Here is a 15,845-nt window from a genome sequence, read left to right as displayed (position 1 = left end):
CAAAAATAATGAGAAAATTTTTATACGCTCTCGCAATTACATTTTTAGCTTTTGCTTCATGTACAAGCCCTGCTGGAACTGAAGAAGAAGATTTAAACGACACTCCAAATGCCTTAAATGATTCAGCTTCTACAGATGTTGGCACTTCTATTAACATTGACGTTTTAAACAACGATAACTTTGGTGATGATGGCCCTAATACAGGAGCAATTTCTGTAATTTCATCAAGTACAGCTAATGGAGGAACTGTTGTTGTAAATACTGAAGGCACAGCAAACGACCCAACGGATGACACCATAGATTATACACCAGAAGCTAGTTTTGATGGTACAGATACTTTCGATTATACAATTACTGATAGTGATGGAGATACTTCTTCTGCAACTGTTTCTGTTGTAGTTATCGCAGCAACAGGCCCTGCAGTAGGTACCACTTTTGATATTGGTGATTTTAAATATACCATTACAAATGTAGCTAATAAAGAAGTTTCTATAGAAAAAAGCTCAGAAGCTGGCCCATCAGGTGCATTAGATTTACCAAGCACAATAGATCAATTTGATTTAACTTATAATATAACAAGTGTTGCCAACGAAGGTTTTGCGTATTGTTATGACTTAATAAGCGTTACTATACCTGAAAGTGTTACTAGTATTGGTCAGTTAGCTTTTTATGATTCTTCGAGAATAACAAGTATTGATGTACCAGATGCTGTATCAAACATAGAACATACTGCTTTTGGGCAATGTAAAAGTTTAACATCAATAGATATCCCTTCATCAACAGAAGATTTAGCTGAAAATGTCTTTTTTGGATGTGAAAGTTTAACTTCTATTACCATACCTTCTACCATAAAAAGTATTGGTAATTCTGCATTTTACTATTGCAGCAGTTTAAATAATGTTACCATACCAGATAGTGTGGCAAATGAGGATATGGGTTCAGCAGTTTTTGGTTATTGCAATTCATTAACCACAGTAACTTTTCCATCTAGTTATACAAAAATTCCTGAAGCTACCTTTTATGCTTGTAACAATTTAGAAACTTATGATATTCCTAGTCATATAACCACAATTGGTAATTCTGCATTTTATGCATGCTCAGTTTTAAAAGAAATTACTATACCAGATACAGTAACTAGTATTGAAGACTCTGCTTTTGGTTTATGTGTTAATATGTCAAAAGCCGTAATTCCTGATAATTTTACAAGCCTATCAGACAATTTATTTTATGAATGCTCTAATCTTACAGATATAACTATACCTAATAGTGTAACAAATATTGGAAATGCTGTTTTTTATGGATGTGCTAGTTTAGAAGATCTCAGTTTACCTAGTAGTGTAACAAGTATTGGTAGTGCAGCTTTTGGAAATTGTTTCAGCTTAAAAAACCTTGATTTACCAAGTGGTTTAACAACAATAGAAGCTACCCTTTTTTGGAACTGTAGCAGCTTAACTGAAATTAACATACCTAATACTGTAACCACTATAAAAGATGGCGCATTTGGAGGCTGTAATAGTGTAACAGAAATTACAATTCCTGAAGGTATTACCACCATTCCAGAAAACACATTTTACGCTTGTAGTAGTTTAACAAAAGTTAATTTTCCTAGTACCTTAACTAGCATTGGAAAAACTGCTTTTGGTTTATGTTCTAGTTTAACAAGTTTTCCAATACCAAATACAGTAACTAATATAGCAGAATATACTTTTTTTCAATGCACTAGTTTAACAGATGTTATTATACCTAGTAGCATAACAACTATTGAAAACAATGCATTTAATAATTGTGGTAGTTTGCAAAATGTAACAGTAGACATAACTACGCCTTTAACAATAGAAGCCAATGTTTTTGAATATGTATCTATTGATAATGCTACATTAAAGGTACCTTCATCTTCTATTGAGACATACAAAGCAAGCGATGTTTGGAAAAATTTTGGTACAGTAAGTGGACTATAATTTTTTCTTATAGTACTAAAATTTAAAGTATCCATTTATAAAGGTGTTTCTGAGAAAAAAAATTAGAAGCACCTTAAATTAAAATGATTTTAGAGAAACTAAAACCCCACTAGAATTTAATAAGTTTTCTAAATATAAATATTTATATTTGTTTCTTTGACTTAAGATTATAATACTAGTTGATTAATATTTTGATAGATAATAATTCCCATTAAATAAATATTTATGAATATAACAAGGGTAGAAAATGTATTAAAAACTACTACTGTTTTCTTCTTATTTTTTTTAAATATTGCTGTTTTTTCTCAAAATCAGTCAAATCCCTCCTCTTTAAAGAAAGAAATAAATAACACAAAAAGTGCAAAAGAAATACTTGCAATTTCTAAAGAATATATTTCAAAAAAAGAATACAATAATGCAGTTTTATTTTTATCAGAACACTATGATAAATTTTCTGACAACCAATATATAAACTGGGTCTATGCCTATGCTTTGTCTATGAATAATAACAACTCAGAAGCAGATAATAAGTTTAAAAAAGCCATTTCTATTGATGCTACCAACAAAGATTTACAATTAGATTATGCTCGTTTTTTATATAAAATTGGTAAGATAAATAAGGTTGAAACTATTTTATCTCGTTTTTTAGATAAGAATTCTAAAAATATAGAATTCTTAATGATGCAAGCCAACATTAATTTTTGGAAAGGAGACATAAAAAAATCGAGAAGGTTAATTACCAAAATCAATGAAATTTACCCAAACAGCGATTATACAAAAAATTTAGAGGCAGAAATAGCCGCTGTAACCGCAACTTATATTAAGGCTAATTTTGAATACCAAACAGATTCTCAACCTTTAGATTATTTTGTAAGTCATATAGTTGTAGGTGAATATGTTTCACGATTTTTAAATCCTCAATTAGAAGTATCAAGATATAGTTTTACACCAGAAAATGAAGACGCTTTAATTATTCAATTAAAAAATCAATTTTATTTTAATAAGCTTAAACTTACAGCAAATGCATTTGGAGGTATCTATATAAATCATTCTGACAAATCTGATTGGATTGGGGGTCTAAGCATCACAAAAGATTTATTCAAAAAAACGTTCTTAAAAGTTGGTTATGCAAAAAACAACTTACTAAGTACAATTGCTAGTACTTCTATTAATTTAACGTATCAAAGCCTTTTTGGCGAAATAGATTATAGCAATAAATGGATCGTTTTGCATTCTTGGTACAACCATCAAATGTTTTATGATGATAATATCATAAAATCGTTTGGTAGTTGGATTTTATCGCAACCTATAAAATTTAAAAAATTAAATTTCCAAATAGGATATAGCTTTAATTATACAGATTCAGAAGACACTCTTTTTTTCTTTGACAACCAAGGTGTAGGTGTGTATAATCCTTATTTTACACCAGAAGAACAAGAAATACACTCAGGTATATTTATTATAAATTACAAGCCTAGCAAAAAAATATCACTAGAAGCAAAAGTAAATTATGGTTTTATTGGTAATATAAGAAACCCTTATCCTGTTACAACCACATCTAACACAACAGAGATTGGTGGTTTTTATGATGCTACTTTTACCCCAAAAGAATATACTGGAAGTATTAAATATAATTTTTCAAATAATTTTATTGCAAATATCACTTATATAGATCAAGAAACATTCTTCTATAGCAGAAAAAACATTAACCTAGGTATAAATTTCAAAATTTAATGAGCGCAAAATTACATGATGATTTGTGGAAGTTTAAGGAAGCTAAAAAAGTAACTAGTATAGATAAAGCTGTCTTTTTAGGACTAACAATAGCAGGTTTTATAAGTATGTTTAATTTAATGGAATGGTGGTTTAGAGCAGAGCACGTTGAAAACCTTTTTTTATTCATTATTTTGAGCCTATTTTTTGGATATGGAATTATTAGAGTAGCTTTAATTTGGATAAATTATTTACGTATTCAAAAACCTGAAAAAGTTCCAACACCAGATAAAAACTTAAGTGTAGCAGTTTTTACTACATCATCTCCAGGAGAACCTTTATCAATGTTCGAAAATACTTTTAAAGCATTACAAAACTTAAACTATCCTCACACAACCTATTTACTTGATGATACTGAAGATATTGCTTTTAAAGAGTTAGCTGAACAATATGGAGTTGTTTGGTTAGAATTAGTTAATATTCCTGGAGCAAAAGCAGGTAAAGTTAATGAAGCATTAAAAAAAACAAATGAAGATTATATTCTTGTATTAGATCCAGATCATATTGTCTTTCCTAATTTTCTTGATCAGACTTTAGGTTTTTTCCAAGATGAAAAAGTAGGTTTTGTTCAAGTAAGTCAAGGATATTACAATATGTTTCGTTCTTTAACCGCACAAGGAGCTGCAGAACAAACTTATACATTTTACGGACCTACACAAATGGGTTTATTTGGTTATGGTGGTGCAGTAGCTATTGGTGCTAATTGTACTTTTAGAAGAAAAGCTCTAGAAAGTATTGGAGGTCATGCAACCGGTTTGTCTGAAGATTTAAATACTTCTATCAGAATTCATTCAAAAGGATGGAAATCTATATATAATCCCGTAATTGTTAGTCGTGGTTTAGTTCCAGAGGACTTTACTTCGTATTGTAAACAACAACTAAAATGGGCAAGAGGTGTTTATGAAATGCTTTTTGATGAATTTCCAAAAGCTTCTAAAGGATTAACTTTTTGGCAAAAAATATCTTATATATCTATAGGTACTTATTATTTAGTTGGTCCAATGACAGCTTTCTTTATTTTTGTACCAATGTTATTTTTTGCAACAAAAATAATTCCAGCCAGTATGGACTTTAGTGAATTTTTGATATTAGGTAGTCCTATCATTTTAATTGCGATACTTATTTATGCACATGCTCAAAGTTTTTTCTGCGATAAAAAAACAGAAAGAGGTATTCATTGGAGAGGTATGGTTTTAAAATATTCTTGTTGGCCTGTGTATACTTATGCTTTTTATTTATCGATAATTAATAAAAAAGTTCCTTATATACCAACAGCAAAAGTAGCTGTTAAAGGATTTATGAGCCCATTTGTAAAACCATTAATTATTTACTGTATTTTATTTATCTTAATGCTTGTAGGAGTTTATATTGAAAGAAGATATTATATTTCTCAATCAGAACTTATTCTTACAGCAGAAAAAACCTGGGGAATGATAGGTTTTGCGATGATAGCATTTTTACAGTTTATAGGTGGTATAGTCGCTGCCTATAAATCTTTGTTTATTAAAGCAGAAAATGCTTGGAACAGAATAACAATAACAGACGATAAAAAATTTAAAATTAAAAATAATTAAAATATAAGTTTTAAACATCAACATATAAGTTGAATAAATCTTAAAAACTTAAATAAATCAAACATAGTTATGGCATCATTTAAAAATAAATCTAAAAGACTTTTTAATGTACTACTTGCTTTAGTACTTGGTTATTTTATAATTTATGGTTTAACAGCCGTAAGTAAAAGCTCAAAAGGTCCTTTAGGTGGGTTTCTAGAAAACTTAGGAAGTTTTGTTAAAGATATTGAACACGATAATATTTTAGGTAAAAGAGAAGAAAATAGAGAAAAGAAATTAGCTTGGTTTAAAGATCAAAGAAAAAATAAATATGCCTTACTTAAAACAAAACATATTTTATTTGGTGCATCAGATGATAGTAAAGGTGCTTCTTATGAAAATATTATAAATTTAGAAGACTCTTTAGCCCTAACCTTTCCAATAATTCATATTTACAAGGCCTGGGGTGAAGGTCAAGCTTATGAGTTTCCTAGAAATGAAGTTGATGCAATTGTAAGAATTGGATCTATACCAATGATAACTTGGGAGCCTTGGCTAGAAAAATTTTCACAAGAAAATTTCCCAAAAATTAAAGCCTTAGAGCAAAGAAATAATCACGGGTTATTATCTGTTGCAAATGGCGATTATGATTCTTATATAAAAGAATGGGCAATTGAAGCTGCTAAAGTTGGTTATCCAATTTATTTAAGAGTGGGGCATGAAATGAATGATCCATATCGTTATCCTTGGGGTCCACAAAACAATGATCCGTCAGAATTTATTGCTGCTTATAAACATGTTAAAGATGTTTTTGAATCGGTAGGAGCAACAAATATTATTTGGGTTTGGAGTCCGCATTTATCTTATGGTAAATTTCAAGAATATTATCCTGGAACAGAATATGTAGATATAGTTGCTACTGGAGTTTTAAACTACGGAACTAGTACAAGCTGGAGTGATTGGTGGACTTTTAAAGAAATTTTTGGTAATTATTACGAGAGCTTAGCCGCATTTTATAAACCTATAATGATAGCAGAATTTGGTTCTTTAAAACCTGGTGGAGATAGAGCAAAATGGTTTGCAGATACTTTCAAGGATTTTAACACTAAATATCCTTATGTAAATGCTATTTTATTTTTTCATTACTCTAATGATGGAACCATTACCTATAAAAACGTAAGCTGGTACATAAAAGACGATAATGAGGTTACAACAACAATTAAAGATGAATTAAAAAAATGGCCTGCATATCTAAAGCAACCTGAAGCAGAATAAAAGTATTCGGTTTAATTTAATATCTTTGTAAAAGAAAGTACTAATAAACTTTTTATCAAAAACTACCTTATTAGTTTTTGTTCATTTAACTCAATAATTAAGATTATATTCTTAAATAATAGTTGAGTTAAATGAACAAAAACTTTTCGAGTTTTAAAATTAAAACAGATTTGATAGATTTTTTGTAACTTTTAAACAAATAATACGTCTAAATAGATACGCTTACAATAACTTTTGCATTATGAGAATCATTGAATCTAATAATTTTGACGATATAGAGTTACCTCTTCAGCTTTTCGTATCTTTTAAAAAGGTATTCGTAATGTTCGAGAAATACGCAAATGACGAATATAAAGATCATCCTTTTCATAGTGGTGCTATAAATATGGTTACGTTGTTCAATAATCATCCGCAATTAATTGATGGATTTTCTGATTATTCAATACTAGAAAAAAATAAGGAAGAAATAGAATTATTGTTAAACCCTTTATTTCCAGAACCTTTGTTGAAAAACGAAATTAAAGCAGCAAGTGTTCCTTTTTCTTTTACCTCTTTTAAATTTACAGATCGTTTTAAAAATATAATAGATAATGCTGGTGATGATTTCGAATTAAACGTTCGAAATTTTGAAGATGATAGTATGTATATTATGGCCTGTACTTTTATTTTAGGCTTTGTATATGGTTATAATGTTGATGTAAAAAGACCTTTTTATTTTGATATTCCTGATAAAACAACAGGAACTATGAAATATTACAGAGCTGCATTCAATGCTGATTTTTCTGAAGTAATACCAACAGAAAATGCACCTCAGTTAACCAAAAGTGATTTTGAAGAGCTTTTAAACAACTTTGAGAATATCGATATTTGGAGAGAGAAGTTTCCTCCTAACAGTTATATTTTTAAAGGTTTCGGTTTAATTAGTCTTTTCGATGTTACATCCGAAGAAATGTTATCTCAAATAAAGGCTAACTTATTGTCTGGTGGAGATGATTTAATTTACAAATTACAAAATAACTTAAGAGATTTTTACAGTATAAAAGACTTAAAATTAGGTTTTTCTATTTTCGATAATGTCAACTCAAAAGTTTGTGAAAATTCTGTAAAAAAATCAAACAGTATTATTTTAAATAAAAATTCAGAAATAAAATGCAATGAAGGCTATTTTTGCGATGCAGTTATGCAAAAAGTTTTTGTAGATCATGAAACATTTATTATTTCTGATGTAGAGCAATACGGTTTAAATACCAACAAAAATCCTTTTTATCAAAACCTATATGATTCTGGTATTCAAAGTATTATTCTAATACCAATTGTAGCAACACAAAATGGCGATTTAGCTTTATTAGAAATTGCATCACAAAGAGCTTATGACTTAAATTCGGTTACAATTAATAAATTAAAAGATATAATTCCTGTATTTGAAGCTGCTGTTAAAAGAACATCAGAAGAACGTCAAAATGTTTTAGAAGCAACTATTCAAGAGAATTATACATCAATACACCCTGCAGTAAAATGGCGTTTTTACGAAGCTGCAGAAAAATTTCATCAAGAGTCTTTAACTAGTGATAATGCAAAATTAGACGAAATTGTTTTTGATGAAGTCTATCCTTTATTTGGTCAGAGTGATATAAAAGGATCTTCTGATGCTAGAAATACTGCTATAAAAGAAGATTTAACTACACAGTTAACGTTGGCTATTTCTGTTTTAAAAGATGCATGTAAAACCGAAAAACTACCTATTTATAACGAATTAATGTTTCGTGTTTCTTCGTATTTAAAAGATGTACAAGAAGGCCTAAATGCTGGTGACGAAGTAAGTATTTTAGATTTTTTAAGCAGAGAAATTTATCCTGTTTTTGAACATATAAAAGACATTAGTAAAGAACTTTCTCAAAAGGTTAAAATCTATATGAATCGTTTAGACAAAGAACTTAATGTAGTTTACGAAAAGAGAAAAGAATATGAAGAAAGTGTTACGCTTTTAAATGATAAACTAGCAAGATTTTTAGATAATAAACAAAAAGATGTTCAAAATATGTTTCCACATTATTTTGAACGTTATAAAACAGACGGAGTGGAGTATAATATGTATATAGGGCAATCTATTACAAACTCTAAAACTTTTGATAATCTGTATTTATACAACCTTCGTTTATGGCAACTAAAAGTAACTTGTGAAATGGAAAATTTAGCTTTTTACGAACGTAGAAATATGAAAAACGATTTGCGTGTAGCATCCTTAATTTTAGTGCATAGTAATCCTATGGCTATAAAATTTAGAATGGACGAAAAGCAATTTGATGTTGATGGTGCTTATAACATAAGATACGAAATCATAAAAAAACGTATTGATAAAGCAAACATTAAAGGAACTCAAGATCGTTTAACTGTACCAGGAAAAATTGCAATTGTGTATTCGCAAGATAAAGACGCTGTAGAATATTCTAAATATATTTCTTATTTACAATCTAAAAATCAATTGGGTAAATTAGAACACTTAGAATTAGAAGATTTACAGGGTGTTTCTGGATTAAAAGCGCTTAGAGTAGAAGTTATTTATCAAGAAGATTTTAGTGAAAAAGCTACCATTTCTTTTAACGATTTAATAAAAGAAATAGAAGCTTGATTTTGTGATTCTATAATGTATGTGGGCTAGTTCCTTGCATCGCAAAAGCAATAGAAAAAGCAATAACACTAACAATAATACCTATCATAAATACAGTATACGTAGTTCTTAAAAGATTGTATTTTCTGTTTAACACTAAGCCTAGAAAATATAAATCTTTGGTTAAAGAACCATATAAATATTCTTTATCGTTCATCATTTCTTGAATTCCCCATTCAAATTCTTCTAATTTCATTTGATGAAAATTACCAAAAAATAACAGATTTACTTTTTTATTGGCCACATCTTCTTTTGTAAATTTTCCTTGTGTAACATTTGGTCTGGTTGCTAATATGGATAAAACCATAGAAACCACAGTAAAAAGGATAAATATAATAGAAGGTATCAACAAATAATCGTTAGAAGGATTATCTAATTTCGGAATTAAAGTAGACAAAGCCATAGAAATAATAATCGCATTTACAGAAAGTAAAATATTGGCTTTTGTATCTGCAATATCACTTAAAGTAATGTGATTTCTTAAGGCAACTCTAAACATCGTTTCTACTCCTCTTTCAGGAACATCGCTTTTATTTTTTTTGATATCTAAAGCCTGCTGTTTCTGATTAAACTTTTTAGTATTGTCTGCTATTTCTTTCTGACTTTTAATCAATTTAGCTAAATTTTTAGCTTTTCTTTTACTCCAATTCTTTAAAGCATAATCTGTATAAAACTTCTGTGTTATGGTAAAAAATTCGATATTATCAGCAATCCAATCTATCTCAGATATTTTCCTTTTACCTGTAAGCTCCCACTCTTTTCTTAGCAAAGCTGTATAATCTAAAAAGTTTTTAGAAGCTAAATGTGCACAATCTGCATCAACAATAATTTCCTCTAATTTATTAGTTGGTTCAGAACCCATTTTAGTTGCTAGAATAACGTTAGAAATGGTTTCAATTCTCTGAGAATTTACACCATTATCTTGCAACCAATTAACGGCATTTTTAACACTTTCATCTTCATGATTTTCTGCCCCTTTAACAAAACCAGTATCATGAAACCAAGCCGCTAATAAAACATCTTCTCTTTCTTCTTCTGTAATCTCTATGTTTTCACAAATTTCAGTTGTATTTTCTACAACTCTTTGTGTGTGAGAAATATTATGATAAACGAACTTCTTATCTAAATTTTTACTTAAAAAATTTAAAACGTAAAGTTCGGCTTTAGATGCTAATTCGCTCATAATTATTTTTTTTAGTCTATCAAAAGTAAGGAATAAAAACAACTTTTTATTCTATTCATTTAGTTGTAAATTTATAGTAATTTTTACGACTATTAAAACCACACAAAACAATATAAATGCTTACTTGGAAAAATATAATTAGTTATACTTTAAACGGAAATCCGACTCCGGATAAAAGAGTTGAAAAAACCGAAAAAGAATGGAAACAACAATTAACAGCAGAGCAATTTAGAATAACGCGTAAAAAAGGTACAGAAAGACCACATTCTGGAGATTTATGTAGCATTTACGAAGAAGGCAAATACAACTGTGTTTGTTGCAATACGCCTTTATTCGATTCTACAATCAAATACGAATCTCGTTCTGGCTGGCCTAGCTTTACACAACCTATAAAAGAAAATGCAATAAAATACCATAAAGACACAACTATGGGTATGGTTAGAGTTGAAGTTATGTGTAACACTTGCGATGCACATTTGGGGCATATTTTTCCTGATGGTCCAGAACCAAGTGGATTGCGTTATTGCATAAACTCTGAATCTATGATTTTAGACAAAAAATAAAATGAATAAAAATTTACAAATTGCCACAGTAGGTGGTGGATGTTTTTGGTGTACAGAAGCTGTCTTTCAAGAAGTAAAAGGGGTAGAAAAAGTAGTCTCTGGTTATTCTGGTGGTAATGCGCCTGGCAAGCCTACATATAGAGAAATTTGCTCTGGACTAACAGGTTATGCAGAAGTTATTCAAATAACTTTTAATACTGATGTAATTTCTTACGAAGACATTTTGGTTATTTTTATGACCACTCATGATCCTACAACATTAAACCAACAAGGTGCAGATAGAGGTACACAATACAGATCTGTAATTTACTATCATAATGATTATCAACAAAAAATTGCAGAAGAGGTTTTAGAACAAATTCAGCCTTATTATAATGATAAAATTGTTACAGAAATTAGCGCTTTAAATATTTTTTACGATGCAGAAAAAGAGCATCAAAATTATTATAGAGATCATAAAAGACAAGGGTATTGTACTTTTGTAATTGAACCAAAGTTATCTAAATTAAGAAAATTACACGCAGATAAATTAAAATTACAAGGAGCTTAAAACCCGTTGTAAATAACATATGAAACTGAATCTAAAAAATACATTTACATCAGAATTACCTTCAGATAAAATTCTTGAAAACTCAAGAAGACAAGTTTCTGAAGCTGTTTTTTCTTATGTAAATCCTAAAAAAACGAAAGCGCCAAAAGTAATTCACGTTTCGCAAGAAATGGCATCAGAATTAGGAATAACTCAAGAAGAAACTAAAACCGAATTCTTTAAAGAAATTGTTACTGGCAATAGAGTTTACCCAAATACAAAACCTTTTGCAATGTGTTATGGAGGGCATCAATTTGGTAATTGGGCAGGACAATTAGGAGATGGTAGAGCTATAAATTTATTCGAAGTTGAACATCAAAATAAAAACTGGAAAATACAATTAAAAGGAGCAGGCGAAACTCCTTATTCTAGAACTGCAGATGGTTTGGCTGTTTTACGTTCATCAATTAGAGAATATTTATGTAGTGAAGCAATGTTTTATTTAGGCATACCAACAACACGTGCTTTATCTTTAAGTTTGTCTGGAGATCAAGTTTTGCGCGATGTTTTATACAATGGAAATCCCGCTTATGAAAAAGGCGCAATTGTTTCTCGTATTTCTCCATCGTTTTTAAGGTTTGGGAATTTTGAAATTTTTACTGCTAGAAAAGATGTAAAAAACTTAAAAGTTTTAACAGATTATACGATCAAACATCATTTTTCGCATTTAGGAAATCCGTCAAAAGAAACCTATATCAACTTTTTTGCAGCAGTTTCAGAACGTACTTTAAAGATGATTATTCATTGGCAAAGAGTGGGTTTTGTGCATGGAGTTATGAATACTGATAACATGTCTATCTTAGGTTTAACCATAGATTATGGACCTTATGGTTGGTTAGAAGGTTTTGATTTTGGTTGGACACCAAATACCACAGACAGGCAAAATAAACGTTACAGATATGGAAATCAACCTAATATTGGCTTATGGAATTTGTATCAACTCGCAAATGCTTTGTACCCAATAATTGAAGAAGTAGAGCCTTTAGAAGCTATTTTAAATCAGTATAAAATTGATTTTGAAAAACAATCTTTACAAATGATGAAAAGTAAATTAGGCTTATTTGTAACTGATGAAGATGATTTAAAATTGATTCAAGATTTAGAAGATAATCTACAATTAGTAGAAACTGATATGACTATTTTCTTTAGAAATTTAAGTAATTTTTCTGATGATAAAACTGGATTAAAATTGATAGAAAATGCTTTTTATGATTTAGAAAGTATTGCTATGGATGTAAAAAACAGGTGGAATTCATGGTTTAAAAACTATGCAAATAGATTGGCTATAGAACGAGTTTCATCCGAAGAAAGAAAGGAAAAAATGAATGCTGTAAATCCTAAATATGTGTTGCGTAATTATATGGCACAATTAGCGATTGACACAGCAGATAAAGGTGATTATACTTTAATTGATGAATTATTTCAGCTCTTAAAAAAACCTTATACAGAACAACCAAAAAACGAAAAATGGTTTGCAAAAAGACCTGAATGGGCTAGAAATAAAGTGGGTTGTTCTATGTTGTCTTGTAGTTCGTAAAACAATTATCCTGTAAGGTTTCAAAAACCTTGTAGGTATATTTAACTTAAAAAAATTAATTACACAAAAGCTCACAGGTTTTAAAAAACCTCTGGAGTCTAAAAACGAATAGAAAAATATGAGTCTAGGATTAGGAACAGCTGCTTTAGGAAGACCTCAATACATAAATGTTCGTCAGAAAAATGTAGACAATTCAGATTTAGAATCCTTTAAAAAACAAAGTTTTTCTGTTTTAGAAAACGCGTACAACTTAGGCATTCGATATTTTGATACAGCACCTGGTTATGGTTTAGCAGAAGAATTATTGTTAGAATGGTTGCAAACCAAAAACGACAATTCTATTCAAGTTGCTACAAAATGGGGTTATACTTATACCGCAAATTTTAATCCTAATGCAAAAGTACACGAAGTAAAAGAACACAGTTTAGCCAAGTTAAATGAGCAATGGCAGTTTTCTAAACAACTTCTGCCCTATTTAAAAGTGTATCAAATTCATTCTGCTACTTTAGAAACTGGAGTTTTAGAAAATACATCAGTTTTAGAACAATTGTCATTTTTAAAAAAGGAATACAATTTAAAAATTGGTTTAACTACAACAGGTACAAACCAAACAGAGGTGATACAAAAAGCCCTAAATGTTCTGGTTGATGGTGAACAATTATTTGATGTTTATCAAGTTACTTATAATTTTTTAGATCAAAGTTTATCAGAAATTATTGATGAATTACAACTTCAAAATAAATCGATTGTAATAAAAGAAGCTTTAGCTAATGGTAGAATTTTTAGAAATAAAAAATACCCACATTACAATAAAATGTACACAACTTTAGAAAATTTAGCGAATAAACACAATGTTGGTGTAGATGCAATTGCTCTAAAATATTGTGAGCAAACAATCAGTAAAAGCACTGTCTTAAGTGGTGCAAGTAATTTAAATCAGTTAAAAGATAATTTAAAAACGAACTTATTTTCACTTTCTAATGATGATATTGACCATCTAAATTCTTTTAAAATTTCGCCAGAATTATATTGGCAAGAAAGAAAAGAATTACAATGGAATTAACTTTAACTATAGGCTAAAAACTTTATATTAGTAGCACCATTACTATTATTTAATGATTCACGAGCTCAAAGAGATTATACATCAAACTGTCATCAATCAACAAAAAGGATTGAAAAATGTGCTGGCTTCTGTAGTTCATTTAGAAGGTTCATCTTACAGAAAACCAGGTGTTAGAATGCTTATTTCTGAAGATTTAAATTCTGTTGGTGCAGTTTCTGGTGGTTGTGTAGAAAAAGAAATTATTCAAAGAGCAAAATCTGTTTTTTTAGATAATAAAGCCAAAGTAATTACTTACGATGGTAGATATAGATTAGGTTGCGAAGGTATTTTATATATTTTAATTGAACCTTTTTTTATTGATGATGCTTTTCTAAAAGCTTTTGCAACAACAATTGATAAACGTGAATCCCTAAAAATTGATAGCTTCTTTCTTAAAAAGGATGAATCTTTTGGCAATTTTGGTTCTGTAGTTACTTTTTATAATCAAGAAAAATTCACGTTTTCTGAATTGTTTACACAGCAAAAAGAAAGTGAAATTGCAGTTTTTTTGCAAATTCTGCAGCCTGCTTTTAAGTTGATAATAATTGGTGGTGAACACGATGCTGTAAAACTATGCAAAATGGCAGCAAATTTAGGTTGGGAAATTGATGTAATAACTTCTGCTAAAGACAGCAAACGGTTATCAGATTTTCCGGGTGCAAATTCTGTTGTTGGGAACTCACCAGAGACCATAGAATTTTCTGACATTTCAGAAAATACAGCCATTGTAATTATGAATCATAGTTATGTACAAGATTTAAAATATGTGGTAAAATTATCTAAATACAATCCAAAATATATTGGCATTTTAGGTGCGCCTAAAAGAAGAGAACGTTTATTTAACGAACTTTTTGAGTTTGTACCAGATATTACTGATCAGTTTTTAGAGAACATTTACACACCTGCAGGTTTGCACATTGGTGCTAAAACTCCAGAAGAAATTGCAGTTTCTATTATTGCTGAAATTTTATCTGTTATTAGACAAAAAGAACCTTTTTCTTTGAGAAAGATCAATGGAAAAATTCACAGTTCTTAGATGAATAACATTGCTGTTTTAGTATTAGCTGCAGGTAAATCTTCGAGAATGAAAAGCATTAAACAGCTCGAAAAAATTGGCAATAAAACTCTTTTAGAACTCACTTTAGAAAAAGCAAAACAACTACCAATAAAAAATATTTTTTGTGTTTTAGGCGCAAATGCTAGTTTGATTAAATCGAAAATAAAAACAGAAAATATCGAATTTATTATCAATCATAATTTTAACGAAGGCTTAAGTTCTAGTATTATTTCTGGCATTCATCATTTTAAAAAAAATCATTTCAAGTTTGATGGTTTTTTGGTTTTATTAGCAGATCAACCAGCAATAGAAATTAGTTATCTAAATACACTTATCTCTTTGTTCAATAATGATAGTTCTAAGATTATTGCTTCTAATTATGGTGATTTTTTTGGAGTACCAGCACTTTTTTCATCAAAATATTATGATGAGCTTTTACTGATAAAAGGAGATAAAGGCGCAAAAAATTTCATCAATCAAAACACAAAAGACACACTTTCTCCTAAAATAAAAGCAAATCTAGTAGATATTGATACCAAACAAGATTTAGATTCGTACAACAAGTCAATTTAAATAATTATTTTTAC

General features: G+C 29.3%; 12 protein-coding genes. 11 read left to right on the top strand and 1 reads right to left on the bottom strand.

The window, feature by feature from the left end; genetic code table 11:
* Positions 1–8 precede the first annotated feature (8 nt).
* The 5 genes from BW723_RS07865 (at position 9) to BW723_RS07845 (ending at position 9,188) form a co-directional block, all read left to right on the top strand.
* Positions 9–1,958, top strand: coding sequence for a leucine-rich repeat protein (locus BW723_RS07865; RefSeq protein WP_068356436.1), 1,950 nt, complete (start codon positions 9–11; stop codon positions 1,956–1,958).
* Positions 1,959–2,183: 225 nt separating this feature from the next.
* Entirely contained in the window at positions 2,184–3,692 is a 1,509-nt protein-coding gene (locus BW723_RS07860; RefSeq protein WP_068356439.1) for a tetratricopeptide repeat protein, read from the top strand.
* Entirely contained in the window at positions 3,692–5,305 is a 1,614-nt protein-coding gene (locus BW723_RS07855) for a glycosyltransferase family 2 protein (RefSeq protein WP_068356442.1), read from the top strand. Before BW723_RS07860 ends, BW723_RS07855 begins: the two co-directional genes overlap by 1 nt.
* A gap of 69 nt (positions 5,306–5,374) precedes the next feature.
* Positions 5,375–6,559: a glycoside hydrolase family 26 protein gene (locus BW723_RS07850; protein ID WP_068356445.1), complete on the top strand. Its 1,185-nt coding sequence runs from the start codon at positions 5,375–5,377 to the stop codon at positions 6,557–6,559.
* A 322-nt stretch (positions 6,560–6,881) separates the two neighbouring features.
* The gene (locus BW723_RS07845) at positions 6,882–9,188 is read left to right on the top strand and encodes a GAF domain-containing protein (protein WP_226789173.1); all 2,307 of its coding nucleotides are present in this window, start codon (positions 6,882–6,884) and stop codon (positions 9,186–9,188) included.
* A 10-nt stretch (positions 9,189–9,198) separates the two neighbouring features.
* Here BW723_RS07845 and BW723_RS07840 read toward each other — a convergent pair whose 3' ends face one another.
* Positions 9,199–10,410, bottom strand: coding sequence for a Pycsar system effector family protein (locus BW723_RS07840; protein WP_068356467.1), 1,212 nt, complete (start codon positions 10,408–10,410; stop codon positions 9,199–9,201).
* 116 nt (positions 10,411–10,526) lie between these two features.
* On the opposite strand from BW723_RS07840, the gene msrB reads away from it, so the two are divergent.
* From msrB to BW723_RS07810, 6 genes are all read left to right on the top strand, one after another.
* Entirely contained in the window at positions 10,527–10,973 is a 447-nt protein-coding gene (gene msrB / locus BW723_RS07835) for a peptide-methionine (R)-S-oxide reductase MsrB (RefSeq protein WP_068356470.1), read from the top strand.
* Position 10,974: 1 nt separating this feature from the next.
* Positions 10,975–11,523, top strand: coding sequence for a peptide-methionine (S)-S-oxide reductase MsrA (msrA, locus tag BW723_RS07830; protein WP_068356472.1), 549 nt, complete (start codon positions 10,975–10,977; stop codon positions 11,521–11,523).
* A gap of 19 nt (positions 11,524–11,542) precedes the next feature.
* Positions 11,543–13,099: a protein adenylyltransferase SelO gene (locus BW723_RS07825; protein ID WP_068356475.1), complete on the top strand. Its 1,557-nt coding sequence runs from the start codon at positions 11,543–11,545 to the stop codon at positions 13,097–13,099.
* Positions 13,100–13,217: 118 nt separating this feature from the next.
* Positions 13,218–14,162 carry an aldo/keto reductase gene (locus tag BW723_RS07820; RefSeq protein WP_068356478.1) on the top strand — a complete coding sequence of 315 codons (945 nt, stop codon included), beginning with the start codon at positions 13,218–13,220 and terminating at the stop codon, positions 14,160–14,162.
* Between the two features lie 52 nt (positions 14,163–14,214).
* A complete protein-coding gene (locus tag BW723_RS07815; protein WP_068356481.1) occupies positions 14,215–15,237 on the top strand; it encodes an XdhC family protein in 1,023 nt (340 codons plus the stop codon).
* Positions 15,238–15,831, top strand: a complete 594-nt coding sequence (locus tag BW723_RS07810; protein WP_068356484.1) for a nucleotidyltransferase family protein — start codon at positions 15,238–15,240, stop codon at positions 15,829–15,831.
* Positions 15,832–15,845 lie beyond the last annotated feature (14 nt).

It is taken from the genome of Polaribacter reichenbachii, assembly GCF_001975665.1.
Lineage (GTDB): Bacteria > Bacteroidota > Bacteroidia > Flavobacteriales > Flavobacteriaceae > Polaribacter > Polaribacter reichenbachii.
Note: the sequence above shows the minus strand (reverse complement) of the source record. Positions and strands in the feature narration are given on the sequence as shown.

Coding starts and splice junctions, on each gene's coding strand:
- BW723_RS07865 (WP_068356436.1), top strand. CDS start 9: ATGAGAAAATTTTTATACGCTCTCGCAATTACATTTTTAGCTTTTGCT.
- BW723_RS07860 (WP_068356439.1), top strand. CDS start 2,184: ATGAATATAACAAGGGTAGAAAATGTATTAAAAACTACTACTGTTTTC.
- BW723_RS07855 (WP_068356442.1), top strand. CDS start 3,692: ATGAGCGCAAAATTACATGATGATTTGTGGAAGTTTAAGGAAGCTAAA.
- BW723_RS07850 (WP_068356445.1), top strand. CDS start 5,375: ATGGCATCATTTAAAAATAAATCTAAAAGACTTTTTAATGTACTACTT.
- BW723_RS07845 (WP_226789173.1), top strand. CDS start 6,882: ATGTTCGAGAAATACGCAAATGACGAATATAAAGATCATCCTTTTCAT.
- BW723_RS07840 (WP_068356467.1), bottom strand. CDS start 10,410: ATGAGCGAATTAGCATCTAAAGCCGAACTTTACGTTTTAAATTTTTTA.
- msrB (WP_068356470.1), top strand. CDS start 10,527: ATGCTTACTTGGAAAAATATAATTAGTTATACTTTAAACGGAAATCCG.
- msrA (WP_068356472.1), top strand. CDS start 10,975: ATGAATAAAAATTTACAAATTGCCACAGTAGGTGGTGGATGTTTTTGG.
- BW723_RS07825 (WP_068356475.1), top strand. CDS start 11,543: ATGAAACTGAATCTAAAAAATACATTTACATCAGAATTACCTTCAGAT.
- BW723_RS07820 (WP_068356478.1), top strand. CDS start 13,218: ATGAGTCTAGGATTAGGAACAGCTGCTTTAGGAAGACCTCAATACATA.
- BW723_RS07815 (WP_068356481.1), top strand. CDS start 14,215: ATGATTCACGAGCTCAAAGAGATTATACATCAAACTGTCATCAATCAA.
- BW723_RS07810 (WP_068356484.1), top strand. CDS start 15,238: ATGAATAACATTGCTGTTTTAGTATTAGCTGCAGGTAAATCTTCGAGA.